General features: G+C 55.8%; 21 protein-coding genes. 4 read left to right on the top strand and 17 right to left on the bottom strand.

Annotated elements, in window-relative coordinates:
• Both GSQ82_RS25805 and GSQ82_RS18470 read left to right on the top strand, forming a co-directional pair.
• Window positions 1-71: DUF6527 family protein (locus GSQ82_RS25805; protein WP_371417236.1), on the top strand; the 71-nt coding region annotated here is incomplete at its 5' end.
• A 140-nt stretch (window positions 72-211) separates the two neighbouring features.
• A complete protein-coding gene (locus GSQ82_RS18470) occupies window positions 212-4,288 on the top strand; it encodes a tetratricopeptide repeat protein (protein WP_158793614.1) in 4,077 nt (1,358 codons plus the stop codon).
• A 291-nt stretch (window positions 4,289-4,579) separates the two neighbouring features.
• Here GSQ82_RS18470 and mobF read toward each other — a convergent pair whose 3' ends face one another.
• The 17 genes from mobF to GSQ82_RS18385 form a co-directional block, all read right to left on the bottom strand.
• Window positions 4,580-7,711 carry a MobF family relaxase gene (gene mobF / locus GSQ82_RS18465; RefSeq protein WP_158793613.1) on the bottom strand — a complete coding sequence of 1,044 codons (3,132 nt, stop codon included), beginning with the start codon at window positions 7,709-7,711 and terminating at the stop codon, window positions 4,580-4,582.
• A gap of 8 nt (window positions 7,712-7,719) precedes the next feature.
• On the bottom strand, window positions 7,720-9,795 hold the full coding sequence (locus GSQ82_RS18460; RefSeq protein ID WP_254061741.1) for a type IV secretion system DNA-binding domain-containing protein: 2,076 nt from the start codon (window positions 9,793-9,795) through the stop codon (window positions 7,720-7,722).
• On the bottom strand, window positions 9,792-10,169 hold the full coding sequence (locus tag GSQ82_RS18455; protein WP_158793612.1) for a ribbon-helix-helix protein, CopG family: 378 nt from the start codon (window positions 10,167-10,169) through the stop codon (window positions 9,792-9,794). The genes GSQ82_RS18460 and GSQ82_RS18455 overlap by 4 nt, the downstream gene beginning before the upstream one ends.
• Window positions 10,170-10,353: 184 nt before the next feature.
• Entirely contained in the window at window positions 10,354-10,680 is a 327-nt protein-coding gene (locus GSQ82_RS18450; RefSeq protein ID WP_216847110.1) for a hypothetical protein, read from the bottom strand.
• On the bottom strand, window positions 10,667-11,689 hold the full coding sequence (locus tag GSQ82_RS18445; protein WP_158793611.1) for a CpaF family protein: 1,023 nt from the start codon (window positions 11,687-11,689) through the stop codon (window positions 10,667-10,669). The genes GSQ82_RS18450 and GSQ82_RS18445 overlap by 14 nt, the downstream gene beginning before the upstream one ends.
• A gap of 62 nt (window positions 11,690-11,751) precedes the next feature.
• Window positions 11,752-12,135 carry a single-stranded DNA-binding protein gene (locus GSQ82_RS18440; RefSeq protein WP_158793610.1) on the bottom strand — a complete coding sequence of 128 codons (384 nt, stop codon included), beginning with the start codon at window positions 12,133-12,135 and terminating at the stop codon, window positions 11,752-11,754.
• 452 nt (window positions 12,136-12,587) lie between these two features.
• On the bottom strand, window positions 12,588-13,274 hold the full coding sequence (locus GSQ82_RS18435; RefSeq protein WP_158793609.1) for a VirB8/TrbF family protein: 687 nt from the start codon (window positions 13,272-13,274) through the stop codon (window positions 12,588-12,590).
• A gap of 10 nt (window positions 13,275-13,284) precedes the next feature.
• Entirely contained in the window at window positions 13,285-14,154 is an 870-nt protein-coding gene (locus GSQ82_RS18430) for a type IV secretion system protein (RefSeq protein ID WP_158793608.1), read from the bottom strand.
• A 22-nt stretch (window positions 14,155-14,176) separates the two neighbouring features.
• Window positions 14,177-14,980 (bottom strand): hypothetical protein, encoded by an 804-nt coding sequence (locus GSQ82_RS18425; protein ID WP_158793607.1) that lies wholly within the window; start codon window positions 14,978-14,980, stop codon window positions 14,177-14,179.
• A gap of 51 nt (window positions 14,981-15,031) precedes the next feature.
• Entirely contained in the window at window positions 15,032-15,319 is a 288-nt protein-coding gene (locus tag GSQ82_RS18420; protein ID WP_158793606.1) for a hypothetical protein, read from the bottom strand.
• Window positions 15,320-15,327: 8 nt separating this feature from the next.
• Window positions 15,328-16,656 carry a TrbI/VirB10 family protein gene (locus tag GSQ82_RS18415; RefSeq protein ID WP_158793605.1) on the bottom strand — a complete coding sequence of 443 codons (1,329 nt, stop codon included), beginning with the start codon at window positions 16,654-16,656 and terminating at the stop codon, window positions 15,328-15,330.
• 30 nt (window positions 16,657-16,686) lie between these two features.
• On the bottom strand, window positions 16,687-17,454 hold the full coding sequence (locus tag GSQ82_RS18410) for a TrbG/VirB9 family P-type conjugative transfer protein (RefSeq protein ID WP_158793604.1): 768 nt from the start codon (window positions 17,452-17,454) through the stop codon (window positions 16,687-16,689).
• An 11-nt stretch (window positions 17,455-17,465) separates the two neighbouring features.
• The gene (locus GSQ82_RS18405) at window positions 17,466-19,955 is read right to left on the bottom strand and encodes a VirB4 family type IV secretion system protein (RefSeq protein ID WP_158793603.1); all 2,490 of its coding nucleotides are present in this window, start codon (window positions 19,953-19,955) and stop codon (window positions 17,466-17,468) included.
• Window positions 19,955-20,257, bottom strand: coding sequence for a VirB3 family type IV secretion system protein (locus GSQ82_RS18400; protein WP_158793602.1), 303 nt, complete (start codon window positions 20,255-20,257; stop codon window positions 19,955-19,957). The genes GSQ82_RS18405 and GSQ82_RS18400 overlap by 1 nt, the downstream gene beginning before the upstream one ends.
• Window positions 20,258-20,314: 57 nt before the next feature.
• On the bottom strand, window positions 20,315-20,647 hold the full coding sequence (locus GSQ82_RS18395) for a TrbC/VirB2 family protein (protein ID WP_158793601.1): 333 nt from the start codon (window positions 20,645-20,647) through the stop codon (window positions 20,315-20,317).
• A gap of 137 nt (window positions 20,648-20,784) precedes the next feature.
• Entirely contained in the window at window positions 20,785-21,759 is a 975-nt protein-coding gene (locus GSQ82_RS18390) for a LysR family transcriptional regulator (protein ID WP_158793600.1), read from the bottom strand.
• Between the two features lie 702 nt (window positions 21,760-22,461).
• Window positions 22,462-23,349 (bottom strand): LysR family transcriptional regulator, encoded by an 888-nt coding sequence (locus GSQ82_RS18385; protein WP_158793599.1) that lies wholly within the window; start codon window positions 23,347-23,349, stop codon window positions 22,462-22,464.
• A gap of 124 nt (window positions 23,350-23,473) precedes the next feature.
• Here GSQ82_RS18385 and GSQ82_RS18380 point away from each other — a divergent pair, with 124 nt between their 5' ends.
• Both GSQ82_RS18380 and GSQ82_RS18375 read left to right on the top strand, forming a co-directional pair.
• Entirely contained in the window at window positions 23,474-24,232 is a 759-nt protein-coding gene (locus GSQ82_RS18380) for an SDR family NAD(P)-dependent oxidoreductase (RefSeq protein ID WP_158793598.1), read from the top strand.
• A gap of 10 nt (window positions 24,233-24,242) precedes the next feature.
• Window positions 24,243-24,638, top strand: coding sequence for a cupin domain-containing protein (locus GSQ82_RS18375; protein WP_158793597.1), 396 nt, complete (start codon window positions 24,243-24,245; stop codon window positions 24,636-24,638).
• Window position 24,639: the final 1 nt, after the last annotated feature.

Genomic DNA, 24,639 nt, shown 5'->3' with positions numbered 1-24,639 from the left:
CTGTATGGAGGACGCGCGGCTGTAGGTCACACTTCATTTTGCGGGACGGTACCGTCCAGTGGTGTACCTAGCTGGCGGGTCCAAAGCGACAATCACGATGTGGTGACAGTTGTGTCTGGGACGTAAGAGAGTTCCACCAAACTATCTTCCGATAGAAGGTCGGATTTAAGCATCCCGTAGGTCTATTCTCTTTTTATTCGCCGAGGATTCCGTGAACAACCCCTTGTCTCACATCCCGCAATTCTATGAACTGGTGCCTGCCGACGACATTGCTGCCGAAGAGTCTGCTGTAACCGAGCGTCCATCTGATACGAACGCCGAAACGCTGCCGTTCACGCAGTTGGGCGGACCCCGGTTCGAAGTGCTTTCTTATCAGATCCTTTGTGGTGACCCGCTTAATCCCCAAGCAAAAGTCGTCCTGGTGAAGGCTTCCGGCGATCAGGGACGCGATGTTCTTGTCTATAACGACGGGATATTGCGAACTATAGTGCAGTGCAAGAATCAAGCATCTCCCGTGACGAAGCCGCAGCTCCTGCGGGAGCTTGTCAAACTCATGTTGCACGATTCAATGACACCGTTTCTTGCTTCCGGAGGAGTGGCTTATGAGATCTGGGCACCGGGAGGCCTTACGGAGCCTGCAGAAAAACTGCTTGCTGAATGGCCTCACACACTCCCCAGCGAGGAAATTAGGCAGGCTTTCGATTCGGTGACTGGAGAGTACGAGAAGCTGAAAGGGTTTCAATGGGACATTTGCGGCGAAGCGCTAATTGCGTCTTTGGGCGCGAAAATCAAACCCTGGCGTCAGTTGAATGTCGATCTCGCACGGAGGGTGCGAAATAACTCTGATCTCCATGTGCGATATTTTGTTGCCACAAGCGTGATGCCCACGCAGGCGGTCCAAGCGTTCTTTCGTCAGAAGGAAGCCGAAGATCAGGACACTAGAACCACGCTCCTGTCAGCAGTGACACAGACAAACGAGAGCTTTGGAGTCATTCGAGAAAGTTTGTCAAAGCTTCAGGTGCAAAGCGACAACAGTGAGATTGATCTCGATATCGACTATGCACGCGATCGTGTTCGTGCCGGGTATACAGACGAGGGCAAGACGCTGCTCAAGAGAGTGCAGGAAAAGCACGTCGCGAAGCTTACGGCATACCATCGCTTCCGCTTGGCGTCGAACTTGGCATTTGCGGCTTTGCAGGAAAGTAAGCTGGCTGAAGCGTCCCAGCTATTCTTGCAAGCATTGCAATATGAACCCGAGAATGAACTGGCGCGCGTAAACGAAGTCTTAGCGTATTACCTAATTCGAGACCACGTGACTGCCTTCGGCAAGGCATCATCACTGCGGGCGATATACCCTGCCTCTGGTCGCCTAGCATCCTTTTGGATCATGACTGCTCCGGAAGAAACGAAAACTTCAGAGCTTGCCGATCAGGTTGGCCCCATTCTCCGAGCCGATGCCGACGTTGCCCTTGCCGTCGCGCAGCGAGGGGTACAACATGACGAGCTTGAATTAGCTGGCGAGTATGCCTTGATCCTCAAGAAGATTCGTCCAGAAACGTCGCAACCTTTCTCCATACTTGCGCAGATTGAATTGAGGCGGACTATTCGCACTTTGAATAGCCGACCGTCGAATAAAGAAGACTTGATTGCGCACGCAGAGGAAACAGCAAAGCTCGCGTCAGAAGCTTTGACCTTTGCGGCTCGCGAAGGCACAAAGCCTACCCAGGTAGAGATTTTACTTGTCAGGTGCCGGGCGCTGTTAGCGCAAGGCAAATCGTCTGAAGGCTCCAAAGACGCAGCGACGGCGTTCGCTCTGCTTCCTGGACATCCGGATGCTCTGCTGGCGTTGGCAGAAAGCCATTTGGCGGCCGGCAATTTTCAAGAATCGGCGGATGCAGCGGAAAAGCTGAACGAAGTTTCACCAGCTCTTCCGGTACGAGTCATGCAGACGCACGCGCTGATTGCCACGGGCAGCGAAGCTAACTTGGATAAGGGAATCGCTATTCTTCGTGAAATTACGGGGCAGCTTCCGCAACCAATGTTGGCACCAGCAGCGATCATGGCAGTAAAGGCGATGCTTCGCCGGAACGCTATCGACGTTGCTCAAGTTTATCTCAATAGTCTGTCAGGAAAGCTCGATGTCGTAACCGAACTTGCACTCCAGAGCGCTATCGAACCGGATGCGAACCGGGCAGTGGAGATTGCCCTGGATTCCAAGTCACGGTGTACGGATGAGGTTAGTACCGAAACAAAGGATTTCTTGGCCCGAACGTTCATGCGACTCCAGCGACCTGGAGATGCACTTTCTTTATTCCAAGAACTTTATGAACGAGATTTGCCCGGCTTTGAACTGAGGTTCCTCGTCGATTGTGCGTTCAAACTAGAGCGTCACGATCTCATCATGGAGGTGTTCGATAAGCTGTCTGAACGACCGGGGCGGACATGGGATGAGGTCGAGTTTGAGGTTCAATTCCTTGAGAAATACAACATTCCCAAGGCAATCACTAGACTGACAGCGTTTTTGGAGGACAACCTCGACCATAAGCTTGCGCAGCTACGTTTATCGACAATAGGAGTTCTCCATCGCAAACCTGAGTTGGTCAAATCCTCTATTGTCGATTTGCCCACAGTCGAAGAACTCCCAGATCGCTATATTAGGGTTGCCGTCGGTGTTCTCAGTCAGGGTCCAGATAAAGCTAAGGCCGTGGATTACGCCTACCGTTATTTGCGGAATCACTTCGATGAACTAGACGCTCATCAAGCAATGATGCAGAGCGTTCTCGCGACTGGAAGCCTCGCGATTCCCGAGATAGCACTTCCAGTAGTGGAAATGGGAGCGGCGGTTCAATATCAAGTGTTGCCGAATGGCGAACTGAAGTGGATCGTGCTCGAAGAGACCGACCACCCCGTTCGAGACTTTGACGAAATTTCGCAAAGCGATCCGCGGACTGCCGAACTGCTCGGCAAGAAAGTCGGAGATAGCTTTATAATCGTCAAGCAAAATATCCGCGACATTGATGGTGTCATCAAGCAGATCATGCCGAAGTATCTTCGGCGTCATCACGCAACGCTCGCTACTATCTCTGAGCTATTCCCCGGCTCTCATGTTGTGGAATCCATCACGATAGAGCCAGCGGATCATCCTTTGCAGTTAGGACTCGCCGCCGTGCTCGCTTCGGCACAGTCGCGTTCCCTTCGTGTTGAAGAGATGCGGAAGGTCTATCAGACTATGCCGATGTCGCTGCATTTATACGGAGCGCATGTTGGAAGGAATGCCTATGAAGCTCTCGTTAACATTGCTTCTACGGAAAAGCTGGCAGTCAAATGCGCCGTAGGGACGAGCGACGAATATCAGCGAGCTTCCGCTTCATTGGCCAACGCTAAGCTAATCGTTCTGGACCTGTCAGCAATAGCCACTCTGAGGCTTTTGGGATTGACCGATGCTCTATCGTCGCCGGTATACCGCTTCGGGATGTCTGAATCGACGTGGCTTGAATTAGCTGAAACACTGGGTCCCGGAGTGACGGAGATATCAGACGGCGGGATTCTCGCATTCGAGGACGGTGAGTATCGAATGTATCAAGAGAGTGCTGAAGAGAAGAAGCGCAGATTGGCAAGAGACGAAGAATTCATCAGGGAACTTGAGTCAAAGGTGCAAAGACTTCCCCCTACCCAGCTGGCGGCTTGGTCACCGGAAGAGCGAAAGACTGTAATAGATTTCGTGGGTTTATATGGCGCTGAGGCGATCGCATTATCAACTCAGGAGAACGCCGTTCTATGGACGGATGACGTTATCCAATCGCACTTGGGGGCCGGCATGTTTGGCGTCTCCGGTGCCTGGACACAATGCGTCCTTGCACGTCTCGCAGATTCGGGAACCATATCGAGACAGGAGTACGTCGAAGCGACGGCTAAGCTCGTTGGATTTGAATACGCTGGTACTTACCTGGATGGCGATGTGCTTATTGAGTGTGCTCGACAATCTCAATACGATCCAGAAGTCGCACCCCTCAAGCAAGCTATCGAGGTCATTGCATCCCCGCAGGCGAACCCCCAAGTGAGGTTCGGAATGTTCAGACAGCTTTTGGCCCATTTGTACAGCGGAGATGTCAGCCCTATGCGGGGCTGCATGGTAATTCGGTCCTGCTTGATTGCACTTGCACAGACTCCTGTACTTTGGCAGCAGCTAATGATCTTGAGACGAAATAGCCGGGTTTTGTTTGGATTGGATGTCATTGCGGAGCAGAATTTCAATCGCTGTTTCGACGCATGGACGCGAGGCTACTAGTTTCCCAAGCATTGAATGGCAATACTGCGGCGAGGCATTGATTGCATACCTATATTGACCAGAACTTCCTCATAAACTGCGCGAACAGCTCCGAAATGCTAGCGAGAGCTAGAGCAGCCTCGGCCAACCCTGCGATATCTTTTGTTCTATCGCCCTGGCACTTTTATGAGCTTGGGTCGATTGAGCCGTGTGGTAGCGACGCAATGCCCGTTCAGGGTTGCAGAGGGTCAATCCGCAGAGACCTTCTTGAACTCTCTTCACTGAAGTCTTCTTAGTCATGTACGTTGATGGTCAAAGGCTGATTGCGTTGTCTGTTACCACGGAAGCCTTAGTCAATGTTTGACCAGAATCGTTGTTGCCGATTGAATGAGACGTGGGATGATGAGCGTGTTCGAGTGCCTGATCGCGTGAAATAGCTTGGACCTGTCTATCGTAAAACTGTCCCTGCGGGTCGATATGCAACCATCCGTTCGTTTGGTTGTGCTGATAGCTCTGGATGTCGCCTGTCTCGCGTTTCCAATCGTAGCCGGACGCCTCATTCGGCAACGCAGTCTGTAAAGGTGTGTAGTGACGGAGCTCGGTTTCGCTTTGGGTTCGCACTTTATCGCTCGCTGGAATCTGAGCCTCATGATGGAACTGCCGACGCTGCTCTTCCTGGGTCTGCTCTCTTGTGTTGGTCATGGTTTGCTCCTTGGGTTGGGGTTGCGGGGTATGTGCCTCAGAATTGGCTTTTGGAATCTCGACGGCCGAGGCTTTACTAATGTCGGTGCTGAGGCGTTCGGCGAGCGTTGAAGCGTCGTTGGTATAGATTCGCGCGTCCTGGGATGCGCGGGAGACAGACACATAGGCGAATCGGGTGTTGATGAGTTCTGGGTGCGTTGTGGTGTCCATGTTGACGAGGACACGATCCGTGGTGAGTCCCTGGGAGCTGTGCGACGTGACTACGTAGCCATGGTCAAAGTGCCGCATCTGCGATGTATCGAACGTCAGAGTTCGGTCCTTCTCGCCATCCATGCGAACGGTCATAGCTGGGCCGTCGATCCGTTCGATGGTTCCCAAATCCCGGTTCTTCACGTCCATATCCGGCTTGCTCACGGTGAACTGAATTCGGTCTCCCTCCGAGAAATCGCGGACGATCTCGCGGTAGGCTGCGATGCCGTGTAACCTTTCGGGGTTATAGGTGACGTGCTGGCCGTCCTGCCGCTCGACCGTGAGCTGGTTATCCTTGGGGTTCGTGGAAACGACGGTGGCGTAGGTGCCACGGTCGATTCCGAGTTCTTTGCTGCCTCGCGTGTAATACAGAACGTCGGCTGGCTGGTACAGGGCGGCCCAGTTCCGGTCTGCGCTCGTCAGCTCCGACCGCTGCGTGAGAACGGTCATGGGGTGGTTCTCTTTCGACAGAGCACCGCTGTTCTGCAACTCCGCGCGGACGGCATCGTTGATGTCGCGACGGCTGACATTGTCGGGCGAGACGATGAGCGTACTCTCAGGCCGCGCAACGTAGTCCTTCGCGATAGCTTCGATCCGCTGTTTGTTGTCTGAAATCTCGGAAATGCGCTCCTGCTGCTGGAGAAGCTGAATGCCGGTGCTCGTCTCATTCCGTGAAAGGTGCTCGACGGCACGGAGAAGTTCCGGGTCTTTCTGACGAACGATCTGGTCAAGCTGGGAGGTACGCATCCCAGCTTCCTGCATCTGCTCGAAGGGCTTTCCGGCGTCTACCCCCTGGTGCTGCCGTGTGTCGCCGATAAGCAATACCCGGTCTTGTGGGCCGATCTTTTCGAGGAAGGATTGCATCTGGCGGGTGCTCGCAAGACTGGACTCGTCAAGCATGTAGAGGTGCCGCGCGTTCGGGTCTCCCGCGTTCCGTTCGACGCCTCCACGTGCAAGGAAACCTTGCAAGGTGTCGGCTGGAATTCCAGCATCGCGCAGTTGGCCGGCAGCGCGGCTGGTGGGCGCAAAACCTTCTACGGCGTAGCCGTTTTTCTCTGCACCCTCACGAATACTGGACAGAGCCGAGGTCTTGCCTGAACCTGCGAGGCCCTGTAGCCCATGTATTCGGTCTTGCGAGGTAAGCACTTCCTCGATGGCTCGTTGCTGGGCTGGATTCAGGAACTCGCGGGAGCGGGCATGGGTGGCGGCGTCATCCTGACGCATTACCGGCTCGACGGTCTGTTGGCCCTTTTGCATCTGCTTGATGGTCGAAAGCTCCTCGGCAATCGCCTCGCGGGTCGTGAACTGGCGGCCCGTTTCATGTTTCTGGCCGGGTGCGATCTGGAACTCACCGGAGGTCACTCGCTGCTCGAAATGACCTCGCACCTGGCTGTAGGTCAGGTCGCCCATACCGCGCCGCAAGGCATCGCGCATGATGTCTCGTTCATCGGTAACGGCTTCTCGTTCAAAGTTGCGGCTCTTTGCGAAGGTAACGGCTTCCTGAACGCGTTTCGCTGCTGGAAGCGGTTTCCGTTCCATGCTGTTTGCTCGGTCTCTTGCCTCTTGGACGACTCGATCTGCCTGATTGCCGAACTCTGCGGCAACCTGCCTGTGGGCAACCAGCACCTCCGACGGGGTATGAATCTCCTTCTTGTCGCGGGTGGTATGAGCGGCGATCTGCGCCGCCTCTGGCCCCGCAAAGCCGCTCCTTTCGAGGTAATCCCGAATCTGCTGGCTGCGGGGACTGGAGGCGTCAAGGTACTCCTGCGTGTAGCCTTTGATCTCGGGTGCGCCGCTTCTTCCCGGCACGATCTCATAGCCCAACTGAGAGAGCCGGTACATCAGCTCCGATTGGTAGACAGCGGTCGCAAACTGCTGGCTATCGAAGTAGCTCTGGGGCTGCACTGCGCGAATGGAGCCGTCCGCGCGCTCCGTCATATTGAAGATGACAGCGTGGGTGTGGAGCTGAGGCGCGGCGTAGCCATCGACAGGACGGGCGGTGTCATGCTCGAACTTGGCGGCAATAAACTTCCCGGTTGTTTCGGCGGCGTGGTTCCCGCCGATTCGAGCCTGAGTGTATCGCTCCAACTCGGTGAGAGCGGTTGTGACAGCTTCCCGATGCGCCTCGCGCACCCGGTCATCTCCACCGACAAGGGCAGTCAACGACACGGACTTTGGCGCTGAGAACGTGGCATCCCAACCGGCCCGATGCTCGACGGGTTTCACGGTGGTTCCGTCGTCAGTCGTGTACTCCTGACCGCTACGGTGGCGAACCAACTGCTCACCAGTGAGGGGATTCTGCCCCTCACTGAGGCGAGCGAAGTGGTCCGCGTCAATGCCTCCGGCAAGGCCGTACTGCTCGGCCATCCGTCCCTGCCATTCTCCAAGGATCGTGTCGCCCTGTTTCCAATAGTTCTGCTCGGCAGACGTGAACTCCTTGGCGTGATACGTCTGCGCCTGGCCGGAACTGAGCGGTTTGGAAATAGTCAGCATGGGCGGTCTCAGACGCGAATCGTTTCATCGGCTGCTATCGGTACATCCTCTTCCTGCTCGTCGTCCGCACTGTCGGGATTTGCTCCACTGGACGCGATCTCTTCTTCTGTTGGCTCGTCAGGCTCCGCATCGTCTTCGTCCTCCGTCGCGGCAATCGAAGGGGATGAAAGGGGTGGTGGGGCGGGTGTGGCGGCCTCCAAGTCGATACTCGGCGCGACGGGTGCCGATGCCTTCGGTACGAGAGTCTTCGGATCGAAGGGAAGCTCGTCATCCTCCACCTTGCGCGGCACAAATCCGGGTGTGGTCTGTGCCACGTCCATGTACTCGAAGTGGAAGCGGGCGACGTTGTTGCCCAACTTCAGGAACGCATGGCGGTTCTCCAAGCCGGAGATTTCAGAGTCCATGACGAGGGGTTCAACCTGACGATCTATGGTGAAGTTCTTACCGGAACGCGATCCGTCGAAGTGCGTCTCTTTCATACGCTCGATCTCGATTTTGCCGATGGCGTTCGACACCCATTCGGCGGCTTTCGGCTCCGTCGTTTTCAGGAATATCTTGGTCGCGGGCTGCGAGAGCATGACCTCGGCGAGATGTCCGTAGATGACTTCCAACTGAGCCTTACCTTGAAATCCGAGAACGAGTGGGTTCTTGGATTTGCGGTTTTCGGTGATGGCCGTATGGAGTTGGGGGAGACGCTGCAAGCTGGCAAGTTCGTCAAGAACAAACCAAACCGGAGTCTGGTTCTCCTGCGGCGCGGTGAGCAGCCGCATCACGAGCAGGTCGATCCATAGGCTGTGCAAAGGCCTCAGCGCCTCGCGTTCCGTGGCACTCGACGTGATGAAGATCCAACCCTTTCGCTCGACCGCCCATTCGGTCGCGCTCCACGTTTTGTTCTTCGCCTGTTCCTTGGTCGGGAGCATCCGAAGGCTGTCCGCCACCAATCCCAGTGAGGCCAAAACACCGTTCCTCTGCTGCTGTGCGCCCTTCGCAATCATGGCCTCCATCTCTGTCCCGCGCACTCGCTGGTCGATCTCGGCAGGATTGGATAGCCACTCCACAAGCTGCTGCGGATTCGGGCCGTAGGTCAGAAGATGAGCAAAGATTTTCTGGGGCGTCTCAGTAAAGAACTCACCCTTTTTGTCACTGGTCGGCTGGTAGAGCGACGCGGCGATTGCCTTGGCTTCGGCCTTGCGGCGCAGCTCCTCGGACGGTCCCCAGTAGGGGCACCGTTCGTCCAAAGGATTGAGCACAAGGTCGCCGCGCTTCTGGTCGTAGAACCTCTGAATGAACTCGCAAGCCGGGTCATAGACGATGGCGGAATGCCCCCGGCTCTGTATCTGCCGGAGCACCTGCATAATCAAAGTCGTCTTGCCGGCCCCGGTGTCGCCCATGAGTTCGATATGCTGCGCCTCGGCCTGTAACGGGATACGCATCATGTCTTTGGCTTCGGTGGTGACGAAGCCGATGCCATCGCCATTCACGGTCTTGTTGAACTCTTTCGGGGTAAGCAGGACGGGGCCTTTGAGCCGCCGTCCGTACTTCAATTCTTTGCGGCGGCGGATATCTTTGCGGATGGCGAACGGGAGCTGCGCCAGCAACGAAAGGAAGCCGAAGAGGAGCGGCGGAGCGTAGATGCTGCGGAGCTGATCGCCGTCAAAAACAGCAGTGCGGAGGTAGGCATGGAGCGGCGCGTCGAAGAACGTCTGCTCCGGGCCGCGATAGAGAATGCGTAGCCCCTGAGCGGTAGCCTGGGCCGACACCGCAAGCGGGATATGCTTACCGTTCGGAGCGGCGGTCACTCCTTCCTGAACGTCTGGCTCGGTTGCGAGGCGGGCCAACTTCGCTCCGTCTCCGATGTAGAGGAGCTGATACTTGCCCTTCCTGTTGAGCGCTCCCCCTGCTGCGCTCTTTGCGTAGATCGGCGTGTAGAACTGCTGCAACGGCGTCTGCCCGTAGGTGAAGCGGAGGTAGCCGAAGATGCTCGTCAGTACCAGCGCGAAGAAGATCGCACCGTAGCTGTATATGGGCGAGTGTGGTGGAAAGATGATGGTCTCTTTGCGGCCCCACTGTGTGGTGTTCATCATGCACGCTCCAGGTCTTGCATCGCGTCTTCCGCGACGCTGCGTTTGCGTTTCTTGACCTCGGCAACCATGTTGTCGAAGGCTTCCGGTGTGAGCTTCTGGCCGGTGGCGAGAGGGCGGAAAAGGTTGGTCAGCATGAGGCGAATGCCCATGATTTCGGTCAGCTCCGTGCTGGCGATCGAGGTGTCAGCACCTTTCGCCAGTTCATTGCGGATGAGCTGGCGGATGAGTTCGCCGCGCTGCACACCGCGACTCTTTGCAAGGTCGTCAAGGTTCCGAGTCTCCTTGCGTGTCAACCGAGTCGAGACGCTGATCTCTCGGAACACCTCGCGCCGCTGCGCCGCCTCTGCGATTTCGTCATCCTTGAGTAGCGACATTCCGGCCTCCAAATCGCGTATTCGTATGAATACCTCTGTCTCCATGCGTATTCATCATGCCGCTAAGTGTCTGGTGCCATTGCTTCGCCTTCACGAATCCGTGTGGCACCGCTGCACGACCCTCGGAGGGGTGGAGTGTCACAATTCTTCCGGTGCGAAGCACCGTGCCTGCACCGGAACGAATTTATGCGCGAGCTGCAACACTGCTGGCACCCTCACTCTTCGGAGTTGGCATGGGGGCAACCGGCTTCCTTGCACCCTCGGATGGCGTCACCGGTTGCACAGCTTTCCGGATACGCAGAGTCGCGGTCACCTTGGAAGCCTCCGGAGTCTTCTGGAATTCGCGAAATCCGGGATCTTTGCCGAAGACGTATTGGAGCGCCTTCTCTACGACATCGTCTGCGGTGGCCTGGATGTAGGCCGCATATTGATCGACCTGCGTTGCTGTCGATTCCGATAGCCGAATCGAAGCGCTAATCTGTTTGGTTTGGGTAACTTCAAGCAGTGGCATTGTGGGCATCCTTTCGAGATGATTCGGGGGTAAGGTTGTGAGCCGATTCCGGCGAGCAATCGGCCCGATAGAGTGGGGTGGTTTCAAAGCGTTGAAGCCGACGATCATAGGCTTCAATCTCAAGAACTTCGCTGATGCGACGGCGTCCCGGTTGGCGTTCTACATGGACAACGAGATTGACCGCCTCGGCAATTTCCGCTTCAACGTCAGAGATGGTGGCTTGCGCGTGACTCCGCATAACCAAATTGGCGAATCTACGTAGTGCCTTCTCGGCGGAGTTTGCATGAATAGTCGCGAGCGATCCGCCGTGCCCTGTGTTCAAGGAATCCAGCAGCGTACGCGCCTCGGTTCCGCGAACTTCTCCCAGGATGATGCGGTCCGGTCTCCACCGGAGAGCTGACTTCAAGAGGTCATCGAACGTGACGGCCGATTTGAAGGTATCGGTCTGGCATTCGACCGCCAGTACGTTCGGCTTCTGGATACGAAGCTCAGACGTATCCTCGATCACGACCACACGCTCATGCTCGGGGATTGCGTTCGCGAGGATGTTGAGAAGTGTCGTCTTCCCGGTTCCGGTTCCACCACTGATGAGCAGCGTCTTTCCACGGCGAATCTGTTCTTCCAAGAGATCGGCGAGCGAGCGCGTGAGCGCGCCGCGAGCAATCAGGTCTTCAGCCGTGAACTTCCGGCTGGTGAACTTGCGTATCGTTACGGCGGGCGAAGGCCGCACGACGGGCGGAATTACTGCCGCCAAGCGGCTTCCGTCTGGAAGCTGCGCGTGGAGAACCGGGTTATCTTCATCCAACCGCTTGCCGAGCTTGTTGGCTACCACTTCGAGGCCGGTGCGGAGCTTGCCGGCGTCGAAGGAAATGCTCTCTTCCCTTCGCACAATACCGTCGCGCTCGTACCACCATGAGGCATCGGGATTGCCCATGATCTCGCTGACGCTGTCATCCAGTAGCAGCGGCTCTATGGGGCGAAGGAACGGAAGGATTAGCTCGAAGCTCATAGCGGGATCTCCAGTGATGGAAGCCCAGCGTTCGCCGGGCTTCCATGGGTGAAAGGGATGGCCTAAGCGGCCACATCCTCTACAGGACTGTCATCGTGCTCTTCTGCTTCCAGGGCGGCCTTCTCAGCGCGGTCAAGCTTCAGGATCGAATCGACCTTGATCTCCCAGATGCGCTGCTTGCTGTCCGTCTTCTTGCTGTCGTACTCCCGGCTGCGAAGCTCACCCTCAACCTGGAGATGTGCGCCCTTCTTGAGGGTCTTGGCGAAGTCAGAGAGCTTCCCGAAAACCACGCAACGGTGCCACTCGGTATGCGAGATGTACTTGCCGTCTTTCTTGTAGGACGACTGGGTTGCCAGCGAGAGGGTTGTGAAGCTGCGGTTGTTGTTGGCGCGAACTTCTGCGTCACTGCCGAGAAAGCCGATGAGGTTTACTTTGTTCTGGTACATGATGGTGTCTCCGTTTGGTTGAATTTCCCGATCTTGCTCGGGTCACTAAATAGCGAAGAGGGCCCGGCTCCCAAGTGCCGAAGCTCTGCATTTACGGAGGGTCCCGAAGGGAAACCGTAACCCGTAGGGCGGCGTAGCCGAAGCAGAAGAGCGAGCTGCCGCAGGGCGCCGGATAGGCCCCGAAGCAGTGACCGTGCAAAAGGCGGGATACCGGACGGCTGACACATACGGGACCAAAGTTTTCATCTGCGTCTTGGCTGCAGAAGTTCATCGCCATTACCGCGCGAACGGAGCTGGCACTCGTACCCGCAAGCATGCTTGAATCGCAACCTATGGCCGGGGTTTGAAAGGTCTCGTACTCCTGCGCCATCCCACGTAGAGACAGGTGGGGCAAAGCAGCCGGATTGGCAGCATGTCTGGACATCGCTAAGCCTCTGGAAAGTTGATTCTGTCTAGCTGAACGCCTGGTCGGCACGGAAGCGAACGATGGTCAGTCCGAGAGGGTCAACGGCAAGCTCATCGTTCTTCACACTCTCGCGGAAGACATAGGTAACGCTGGCTGTCCATCGCTCCCGCTTGAGCTCGGTATGATCCGCCGGATTCGTGTACACCCGTTCAAACTCAATCCGAGCCGAATAAGGGGATTGCCGAAGGTCGTCAAGAACGACGTTCTTAACCTCTACGTCGATGTACGGCAGGGTCGCATCTTTGACGTAAGTTTGGATGATGTTGTCTTTGCGCTCCTGCTCGATGACGGCCCTTTGCACGTCACTGTTGAGGAAGTACAAGGCATTGGTCTGATCGCGTTCGATAGTGAAGCGATTGCGTGAGAAGTAGAGCTCGGCCCACCGGGTCAAGTAATACTTGTTCTCGGCTTCCTGGGGCCTGTACTGGAAGTTCCGGTAGTCAATCGCTTCCGCGTGTCCTACGTCGTTGATTCGGACGATTAGCGGGTGCATGGAAGCAAGCGCTTTCTGGCTCTTGAAGACGAGCGCGGCGAGCGCGAGACAAATCACCACAAGAGCGATGATGGTGACCTTCAAGTAGGTATTCATCACCAGCGGATCGCCATACTGTTCTAGATAGCGCTCCGCGGCTCTTGTGATCTCGGGGGTGGCTTTTACCGTTGCTGTAGTCATTGGAAGCTCCTTAGCCCATCAGTGCGCCAGTAGCGGCGGTTGTTGCGAGACTGGAAACGATCCCTGTACCGGCGTCGTGGCCGCCGACATGGCCGGAGAAGATGGTCGCGGTCATAGCCGGAATCTTGAGAAGAATGAAGCCATTCACGATCACCAAAAGGATAAGCACGGGCAGCTTCTCAACCATGGTTGCGGGATCTGTGAATCCGCTCATCATTGCGTAGTAGTGAGCCAAGAGCTGAGAAAGAACGCTCAGAGTTGCGGCGGCGACGACTTTGTAGAAAGAGAACGCAAGGAACGCTCTAAGCCAGCCCCAAAAGAGAAATTCGAGCTTCTCGAAGACAAGGAACGGAATGAAGATCGGACCTAACAGCCCCACGATGGCGCTAGCCACTGCACCGTAGGCGATGATGACGGAGATGAGAGCCGAAAGCCCGGCGAGAAGAACCTGGATCAACGCTAAGATGATCGCGTTATAGGGGTTCATAACCGTAGACATCATCCCCGGCCCTTGGCTGGTTTCAGCCTGCTGCAGAGTGCTGAGAATGCTGTTTGCACTGTCTGTCCCGATCAGGTCAACGAGTTGCTGTGCGCCGCCGTTGATGAACCCCTTTAGCGAGTACCCAATACCGGGGATAGAGGAGTCATAGAACTTGACCATGACGTAAGCGAAAGTGATGAGCATGAAGAAGTTTAGGAACTTCCCCATGCTGAAGCCTGGGCCGCCCTGAGCGGAGGATAGAGCCTCTTGAACGCCAAACCAAACGAGCATTACCGTTGCCAAGGCAATGCAGATACGGACACCCATCGCGTCAATGGAAGGGGCCATTGTGGACGTGAGCGAATTGCATGCTTGCGTGATCCAAAGAAAGATATCCATATCCGCCTCGCTGTTCGGTTGGTTAGTAGCGCATTGCCGCCGCTGCTCCGCTGTAGGACGGGGCCGTTGCCATATAGCCCGTCTGGAAGTGATTAGCTTGCTGGAAGGTGGCTTTTAGTTGGTCCTGTTGCTGCTTCTGAGCCACGATTTGTTGCAGCGCATACGCCTGGCTGATCTGATTCGCTTCCTGTTGCGCCATGAGTTGCAGAATCAGTGCCTGATTGATTCGCTGGAGCGTTGCGAGTTCAGTGTGCTGCGCTGGGTCTGTTGACTGCGTGGCGGACTGTAAAGCGTTGATATCCGTCTGCCTTTGCTGAGCGTTCGCGCGAATCACTCCCAACGTCTGCATGTTGCTGGCAGTGACAGCGTCATTTAGGTCGGCGGTAGCACCCTGCGCCGCGATCTGTTGCTGGGAAGATAAGCTCACCTTCCCGTATCCATTCAACTGCGTCGTGCGTGGAATGGAGGCCTGTTGATAGGCATATTGAGTGCCGACGCCGTTGTTCGTGGAGTTCACCCATTGCTGGGAGTTTCCATAGGTATTCGCCGCTTGGTTGATCGCCATCCAATACGACGAAAAGGAAATGAAGGGGCGATAGAGGCTGTCGGGAGACATCGCCATCTGATGGGCCAAGTTGTACGTCGAAATGGCGTTGTCTGCCAGTTTGACGGAGTTGGTGAAGATGTTCTGGCCTTGCTCGATCTGTTGCAGAGCGTGGGCAGACTGCGTTGGATCGAAAACCACTCCCGAACCGAACTGCGCTCGGGCAATGGTCGAACCTGAAATCGCGAGCAAGAGGGTGATTTTAAGACAAAACGGCTTCATGTTTGCGTCTCCTTCGTAGATCGCATGGACGGTTTAGGTTGTGGTTAATAACTACTGAGAAGCGGCTTGGAGCTGCTGCTGGAGAGCACCAGCTTTTTTCGCCTCTTGGTCGCACTTCTGCTGCTGTAGAGCTTCTTGTTGCGGGCTCGGTGCCTTCGCAGTCTTCCCGCTAAGTGCGGCGCTTGCTCCGCTCGTCATTGGCGATACGCAATCGTCGACATATTGCTTGTGCGCATGTTGGTACTGCTGCTGCAAGGCAGCCACGTCCACTTGCTTACTGTGGCAACCGGCTAGGGCAATGCACGACGCGAGAACGACTGTTGAAAGGAATGGCTTCATGACTCCTCCTAGAAGGATTGAGGTATTGCGTGGTTTTCGTATGCGGGCAGGAGCATATCCTGCGTGACGTAGACCTTCACCCGATGGCCTTCGCGGATCGTAATGGTCGGAGGTATCTGCATGAAGCGGTCCAAGACGGACGTTGCTGACTGTGCGACGGATGCCGACGCACCATTAGTGAACACCTCCGGGCCAGAGGCGGTCAAAGCACCACCACCCTGCGTAATCTCGGCGGCACCCGCGATTACTCCTAAGGCGATGGAAGCTCCGAAGATTTGCAAATAGTGGTTGTTCACCTTGTCCTTAAGTCCTTCCTCACCAATCTGATCCAAGCCGTGAAACTGGTCTAAATCCACGGTGTACCCATCCGGCATAATCATCCGGTGAAAGACGACGGCCATACGTCGCTGCTGGCCGAAGCCGCTGCCACCAATCTTCTTCGCCTCTCCCAGCACGATCGTTCCGTCAGGAATGAGAACGTGCTGGTGGTCATGCGAGTAAAGCGGATTGGAGACAAGCACCTTGACGGGGCCAACCGCGTCGCCGTCTAGGCGGTTCATAAGAACGGTGTCCACGGTTGTACCCTCATAAATGACGTAGGGCTGACCGGAGGCGGCGTCGATATTCACTTCCGGGGCGCGTTTGGGAGCGGCTGCTGACTCTCCCTGCGATTTCGCACCCGCCTCGCGAGGTGCCATCAGATTGCTTTGTTGAGGGGCGGCAATACCGCTAGACGAATTGGGCTGTTCTCCCCCTTGGCCCCGAGCAGGTGACGCGGTCTGTGCAAATACCAGATTGGACGAGAATCGGGAGTCATACGCCAATTCACGCTCTTTAGCCTGAAGCTGTTGCGAAGCCTGTTGGACTGCCGATAACTGTCCGCCGCCGTTGCCCTGAGCGTATCCATAGGCTGGCGGCTGCTGGCAAGGTTGCCCTGGCACACACGGGACGGGTTGGCCCGTGGTGCCGTATCCCGCAACGGCTGCTCTCTGGGCGGGAGTAGCCATTTGCATTGAGGGATCTGTTGCCGCCGCAAGCTGCGCGTTATTCTGCTCGGCTTCTTTCTGTCGTTCGGCGGCAAGCTGAGTCTTCAGGTCTTGAATGTTGTTTTCGCTGTTGTCCTGCACGACGGGCTGCGGGGGTTCATGCCGAGCCGCCGCTTCCTGTGCCGGCGTCTTCTTCCCGCGTGAGCTGAAGACGGCGGCAAGGATGACGAGTAGGGCCACGCCCAGATAGAGGAGCGGCTTCATGTTCTTCTGCAGAACACCGCGCGGGTCAATGGCCCATTTCCGAAGTACCGGCTCAGATTGCTGTGATGTGCTGACTGTCTCTGCCATGATGCTCTCTCCCTCTCTTGGGTGTCGGTACTAGCCTTTGCGGGAAAACTCCATCTTCTGCTTGCCAAGTTCTACATAGCCGGAGTCCATCACCTTCGGGATGATGTAAGTCCCTTCCCTCAAGTCGTAGGAGATGAGGTTCGGCTTTCCGTCCTTCATCTCGTACACGCTGAACTTCTCGGGAGCATTGGTCTTGATGTAGGTGAACTTGTCGTCGTGATAGATCGACTGGATATCGAAGGGCTTCTCGTTCGCTTTGAAGTGGTAATCGAATGTGAGTTTGCTTTGGTAAGCGCTCTTGTATTCGTCAACCGCCTGCCCAACGTGCGTTTGCAACGCGGCGAGCTGTTGCTTCGACTGATCGAGCTGGGCGGCGGGAACGTATTGTGCCGGGCCGGATGACGCAACGATCGAAGACTGGTCAGCAGGTTGAACGAGCACCTTGAGGTCGGGCGGAACAGAACTGTTGGAAACGTCCTGGAGAGTGAAGGAGTAGATATTTCCTTTGTCGGTGATGAGATTCAGATTGGAGCTGATACCGGCCTTGGCCGGATGCACGAAGCAGAAGTTGCCGACAACATCCACTACCCAGAAGTCCTTGTCGCCGGTTGCCGCCTCCATGATCTTCTCGGTGGCGGGTACCTGGATCAAAGTCGTGTACTTGAGCTTGGCGCGGATAGGCACGATGTCCTGCGAGTGATACTGCACGGTGCGAGCCGTTGCCTCCTGGGCGGAGAGCATGAGGTTGGGAGAGAGAGCCAGAGCGATCCCGGCAAGTGCGATCAGTTTGCGGTTCATGGTGATTCTCCTTAGCGGTTGGTGGTGGAGGAAACGGCCATTGTGCGTGGTCGAAATGGGTGATCTTCTGCAAGCCTTCGTAAACCGTCGGCGATTCCGTATCGCTCGAAGTATTCGCGTTTTCTGAGGTTGTCGCGGGCGTTGTTGGTCGCGGTCCAATGGGAGACGGAATCCACGTTCAACTGCACCTTCTTACTCGACTGCGCCTTGCGGATGAGCATCTGTCCGGGAGGCACGAGACCAGCAATCAGTTCCAACTCGGTATCGTTCAGGTGGAACGCTTCGCGGTACAGGTCGCGATCCATCTCGGGGTTTGCCAGGAAAATCTTTGTTGGGCAGCTTTCGGAGACAATCTGCAACATGCCCGACTCTTCGAGTTCCTTGATGGACTGAGTTGCCAGAATCATCGCCGCATTATGTTTGCGCCAGGTCTTCTGTGCTTGAACGATGTAGGTGCGTATCGTCTCGTTCTTGATGAAGAGCCATGCCTCGTCCAACAGAAACATCTTGAAGGTGGCGAGCTTCTGAGGGTTGGCGATTTCGTTCGACGCGCGGTGAAGGACATAGAACAAAAGCGGTTCTAACACTTCAGGAGCATCGCCCCAGCCCGCGAAGTTGAATGTTTGAAAACGGCTGAACGATAGGGTGTCTTCGGGATTGTCGAAGACGAACCCATACTGTCCTCCTGCCGTCCACCGATGCAGGCGTTCCTTCAACTCCCCGATGATGTTCACGAAGCTGGAAATGGTGCGCTGTCCCGGCTCCAGAACATAAACGCGCTCGATGGCGTCCCAGAGCTTGCGCTCCTCTTTGAAGTCAAGGCGGTAACGCTGTTCGGTGCCCTCGATCAACACGCGAAAGAAGCTGAAGAGAAACTGCAGATTCTCTTTGGTAGGGGCGAGCGAAAACGGATTGATCGTGAAGTCGCGCGTGTCCTGACCGACGTTCAGATATGAACCGCCGAAGATTGTCGTGAGGGATTGGAAGCTGCCGCCGATATCGAAAATGAACGTGAGGGGCGCGTACTTCTGAGCGTTTTGCAGTAAGAAATTACAGAAATAGCTCTTGCCGCTACCTGTCATGCCCAGAATCAGCGTGTGCGCCACCTCACCGTTATGGAGATTGAGGAAGTAGGGCGTGCTGTTCTCGGTTTCGAGGACAGCGAGATACTCCGTGCCGAGGTGAGCATTGCGCCTTTCGCCCGGCAGGATCGTGAAAAGGAAACTGAGGTCTGCGTAGTTGCTGTTGAGCAGGTAAAGCTTGCGGAGGTTCAGAGCGTAGTTGCCTGGGACTGTGGCAAAGTAGGCGTTAAGTTGGTTGTAGGTCTCAGTGAAGAGATTTCCGTCCGCGTTGGTGAAGACACTGGTGAACTCCCCGGCAAGCTGATCCAGGTCGCGTTTCGATTCGCCATGCAAGACAATCGAGAGTGAGAAGTCACCAAGTGACTGTCCATCGCCGAGGGCGCGAAGGCAGTCTCCGAGGTTTTCGATGTCGGCTTGCTTGGACTCATCAACCAAGACATCGCGCGGGTTGGTCTTGCTGGCGTCGTTTCCCATTTGCGAAACGAAACCGGTCTTCGACATATTGAAGTGACGACGACGTTTGTTCACTTCCTTGCGAGCCTTATCCGTCGGAAGAGGTGTCCATTCAGTGCAAACCATGAAGCTAGCCGGGATCTTCAGCAGTGAGTCCAACACCAACGGCCTCGTCTCCGTGATGGCTTCCTTCATCGTAAGGACACGAACGAAGTGCTCTCCGACCCGCAAGTGATCTCGCTCGGCCTCGATGTTTGAGTTCGCAATCTGATAGTCGAGAAACTGAGTGCTCTGAGGTTTGCCCGCAATCAACCGTTCGTCATAGTTGAGGAGGCGACGCAGGAATGTGAACTGCGCTGCTTTGTCCAGAATCGAGATCGAAACGAAGTCTGACAGTTGCCGATTGAACGCTTGCACTCTCTGATCGAGTCGCGCAAGGTCGGCTTCGATCTGAGCCTTCAACAAGGTCTTCATGCTGTTGTTCGTAAACTGAGCGCGGAGTTCTTCGATTGCACCGGCTGGGTCGTGGAAGAATCGGCCGATGGCTGTCCCGACGCCCCGCTTGGATCGCGCTCCTTCAAGCATCACGACGTAGAAAATCTCGATTTCGAAAAGATGTTCGCGCTTCGATTCGAAGAAGCGACGGCGCTGGTCGATAGCAGCTTCGACAACAGGGTCTTCATAGTTGGCGAATGGGATGTCGGGTCGGTTCGATTTGAAGAGGTATTGGTAGACGTGGAATCCGGCTCCGAACGCTTTGAGCGCTGCTTCAAGACGCTTGACGGCATATTCCTGCTCGACGCTGTCGAGGCTTTCATAATCGACGCCTTGAATCTGCAGGACGATTCCCAGGTCTCCCGACTTGGTAAGAAACGTGGTGTCGTTCCAAAACCCGTAAAGGTTGATGTGGTCATTGAGAGCGGCGCTCTCTTTCCATGGCTTGATGACTCGGTCTAGTCGCAGCATCAGCGAACCTCCACGCGGGGAACGAGCTGCTTTGCAGCGTCGTACCGCAACTTGTAACGCTCGGACTTTGCAAGAATGCGAAGAAAAGCCGGATCGCTGCTCGTGACCCAATGGCCGAAGATGAAACCGGCGATGAAGACGCCTAAGCCGGCGAGGATGCTGTTGAAGAGATTGAATGCTCCAACTGCTCCGACGCAGACGAAGTAAAAGAGTGTGCGCTCCACTCCGAGGTATGTAAGGGGCTTATGTAAGCTTTTGAATACGCGATTTGTGCGCCGCTTCCGGTTCGGTTGTTCCGACATAGGCCCCTCGCAAGGTGGAATGGATTGGTGCGTTGTGGTTAGGCATGACGCGGTGGGTTACGCGCCCCAAAGCCAACTCAGGACGTTCGCCGCCATGACGGCAATGCCCGTACCGGCTGCGACACCCGCGAGTGCCTTCTTGGCTCCCGGTTCGCCATGAGCGAAGCCGTAGCCTCCGATCACGATTGCGATGAGACTTGCCGCCTTTGCAATCGTTCCGGTGAAGAGGGTCTGCAGGTTGGTGAAGCCGCTATCAAATGGGGACGATTGAGCGTGTGCTGCCACAGGCAGTAGCAGCAGCACGCCGATGAAGAGGAGACGAGACCGAACCCAACTGCGGACGGCCTGTACTGTTTGGCTTGGAATGATGACACGAATACTGCGGGACATCGGCACCTCCTGCGACTGTGAAGCAGTCGTGGTATGCCGAGACATTAGGACGCAAGTTGCCCGCTCGTCTAATACTTCTTAGGCATCAGGTGATGCCTCCCGGATATCGCATTCGCATCCGTCCAATATCAGCGCGGCTATCCAAGCAATTTCATCTGCCCATTTTGCTCGTCTGGACGGACGCTTTGTGGCTCTTTCTTTCTGCCCAACATCCTAGCCATTCTCGAAAACTGCTTTCGCAGGTTCTTACCAATGATTGGGATGATTCTAGCCTTCGGACTAGCGCGGTATACGAAGGCTGTATCGACGGTCCAGTCCACTCCAATGATGGGCCGAGTCGTCAACCCGTCCAGCATCACTGTTCCTTCTCGGATCAGTGCAAAGCCTGAGCCGCTTTTCACCATCTCTTGCATCTCGTGCGGATGAGACGTGTGCGAATGCTCTTCGAACTGCACTCCAAGTTCTGAGAGCAATTCGACTAATCTGGCGTGGGCCTCTGGATGCTGATTGGGATGACGGAAAACCGTGAGGTTGGAGGTCAAGTCCTCAGCTGATAGCGCGGGCTTTCTACTGAGCGGGTGATCGACAGGGAGACACACAACAAGCCGTTCTTGCTTGATGATCTCCACTCTCAAGTCCTCATCCTCGACGGGAAGACTCACAACGACGGCGTCCAGAACATCGTTCTTTAGGTCGGACAGCAGCGTACTGGTATCACCCGTCGAAACATGAATAGAAGCCGCCGGAATCAGCGCCCTTTGAAGGTCGGTAGCCTTCTTGCAAACTTCTTTGTCGACAAAGGGAGCGCAGCCTATCCTCAAGACCTGGGCTTCACCGCTTTGAATCGCTTCCAGCGCCGCCAGAGCTTGGTCGCGAACTTCAAGGACATCTTTCGCAATCACCAAGAGAGCCTCGCCAGCTGGCGTCAACTCTACATTCCGGCCCTTCGTGGGTCGAAACAGTCGGAGGTTGTAGTGCTCTTGGAATTCCTTGATCTGGCGACTGAGAGAGGGCTGAGTGGTATTTAGAGCTTCTGCGGCAGCGCGAAAGCCCTTATGCTCAGCGACCGCGAGGAGATACTTGAAATGCCGGAATTCTGCGAAGTCGTCCATGCCCTGAATCTCCACTGGCGAAGATGGCCGAACCAAGTACAGAAATGGTTGGATGTTCGACTTGCATTTTGATGTTGCCTATCTTGATTCTCCGCAAACGGCGGGGGTGGGAGGGCAAGTGATAGTTGGGAGGCATCACCTGATGCCTAAGAAGTATTGGACGCGACATGCGCTTCGATTCAATCTGGTGCAACCCAGTCGCTACGCGCCTGCGGTCATCCGCCAAAGGAGAATGCCCGTGAGTTTCGAGTCCTTGCCCCCCAAAAAGAAACCGCAACGCGCACACGTCAACACTGACGAGAAACTACTCGTCGGAAGAGGTGAAGCAGCGCAGATGTTGTCCATTAGCGAGCGTGCGCTTGATTACCTCGTCGCTCACAAGCAACTGACTACGCGGCGAATAGGCAGCCGCGTCTTGATCCCTACAGCAGATTTGCGTCGTTTTACGAGGTCGGATCATCCTGAGCGACTCGCGAGCTAGTCATTCTTCTTTGCTTGGTGGGTTCTTTGTGCCGTGAGGCGAAGGGAGCTCCACCAAACACGCGCATTGGGCCGCATGCATCCGGTTCCGCAATACTGACGAAAACGGCGTTTGTGAGGACTAATCCAGCGCTCAATGAGCGCATTGGCCTGCTATCGCCAGTTGGAAACCTGAAAGATCATTTCGAGAAGCCGAGGTATGAAGATGTGCGACACGCGTGGTCAATCGGTATGTCGGAGCGTATCGATCAGCGCCGAGAGAGCGGCTGGTTGATTCCGACGGCTGGGATGGTAGAGAAAATATCCAGGAAACATCGGGCACCAATCTTTCAAGACTTGTACCAGGCGACCACTTGAAATCTGGCGGGCCAACGGTTCTTCGATGGATGAGCCGATTCCCAAGCCCGCCTCAACTGCCTGAATGACGAGTTCGGGATCATCGAACGAAGCGTGCCCTTGCGGGCTGACAGTTACGACTTTGCTGCCTTTTTCGAATTCCCACCGGTATAGACCATTGCTGAATCGAAAGCCGATGCAGGAGTGATCTTTGAGATCTTGCGGATATTTCGGGATGGGATTGGACTTGAAATAGGCAGCGGAGCCGACGATAGCAAGCCGCATCTCTCTTGTGACACGGACTGCGATCATATCTCGCTGGATAAATTCGCCGAGCTGGATACCCGCGTCGTATTCACCGGCCACCAGATCGACGGGATCGTTTGATGTCGTGATTTCCAAAACGATTTCGGGGTATTTGCGTGCAAAAGCGGCAAGCTTAGGCATGACCACCATTTGCGCCACAAGGCGCGGCACGATCAGGCGAATTCGGCCGGTCGGTTTCTCAAGCTGATTCCGTGTTTCGGCCACCGAGCGCTCAATCCGTTCCAACGCAGGTGCAAGTTCCTGTAGTAGTGCAGCGCCAGCGGCTGTTGGCGAGACGCTGCGCGTTGTTCGTGCCAGCAGTTGAACCCCCAGTCGCTTTTCCAGGCCGCGCATCGAGTGACTCAAGGCCGACTGTGACATTCCAAGTCGAGCCGCCGCTCTTGTGAAACTGCGCTCCTGAGCGACGGTGGCAAAAGCTGACAACTCAGACAATTCGTCACGGATCATTTATGCATGATACTCATAACGCCATGCTGTACGGGATGATTTCCTGCATGAGAGGAAGCATCTATCTCTTATATAACCGGTGTTCATTCTTGGACGCCTCAAGAACTCACCCGAAGGAGAAAACATGAATCCGAAATATGACTTTTCAGGACAGGTAGCGCTTGTCACCGGCGCAGCCTCCGGCCTTGGCCGTGCTACGGCGAAAGCCTTTGCTGAAGCTGGCGCGGCAGTCGTGCTGGTTGATCGAAATCAGGAGGATCTGACGGTGCTCCTGAAAGAGATCACAGGTGCCGGGGGCAAGGCGATCATGGTCGCTGGCGACGTGTCGGATGAAAAAGTGGCAGAGTCAGCGGTGGAACGTGCCGTGGTTGAGTTTGGCAGTCTGGACATGGCGTACAACAATGCCGGCATCCTCGGGCCAATGTGCCCCATGATGGAAGAGACCGGCGAAGGCTATGACGAGGTGAACGCCGTCAATCTGCGCGGTATCTGGACGTTTATGAAGCACGAGCTGCTCCAGATGAAGAAGCAAGGAGCCGGATCGATCGTTAACTGCTCGTCTCTTGGCGGTCTCGTAGGTCTTCCAGGCCGCGCAGCCTACCATGCCACCAAGCACGGCGTGATTGGTCTCACTAAGAGCGCAGCGCTTGACGTTGCTGCGCAGGGAATACGTATCAATGCCATCTGTCCTGGCTGCATCGAGACGCCGATGGGCGATGGCATCGATCCCGCCGCGATGCAGGAATTCCTCAAGCAGCAACCGATCGGTCGCCCCGGCAGACCGGAAGAAATTGCAGCCGCTGTGCTGTGGTTGTGCAGTTCCGCAGCTTCGCTCGTTCTGGGCGTTGCCCTTCCCGTTGACGGCGGCTTCGTCGCCCACTAAAGGAGAGTTCATGGAGATTCAAAAAGTAGGTTCCAAGCCATCGATAAAAGGACCGGACGACTGGTTTACTGGCACTGTGAGGATCGATCCGCTCTTCGATAGAGCAGAACCAGCCCGTGTAAGTGGTGCCTGCGTTACCTTCGAGCCCGGCGCACGGACAGCCTGGCATACCCATCCGCTCGGACAAACGCTCATCGTGACATCCGGTCTTGGCTGGGTGCAGAAGAATGGTGAATCGGTGCAGGAGATTCGGCCTGGTGATGTTGTCTGGTTTGCCCCAGGCGAGAAGCATTGGCACGGTGCCAGTGCCGCGACTGCGATGACCCACATCGCCATTCAGGAAAGACTGGATGGCAAGGTAGTCGATTGGATGGAGAAGGTTAGCGAACAGGAATACGAGAGATAGT

The organism is Granulicella sp. L60, from assembly GCF_009765825.1.
Taxonomy (GTDB): Bacteria; Acidobacteriota; Terriglobia; order Terriglobales; family Acidobacteriaceae; genus Edaphobacter.
The sequence above is the reverse complement of the archived record's forward strand: the minus strand, read 5'-3'. Positions and strand labels throughout refer to the sequence as shown.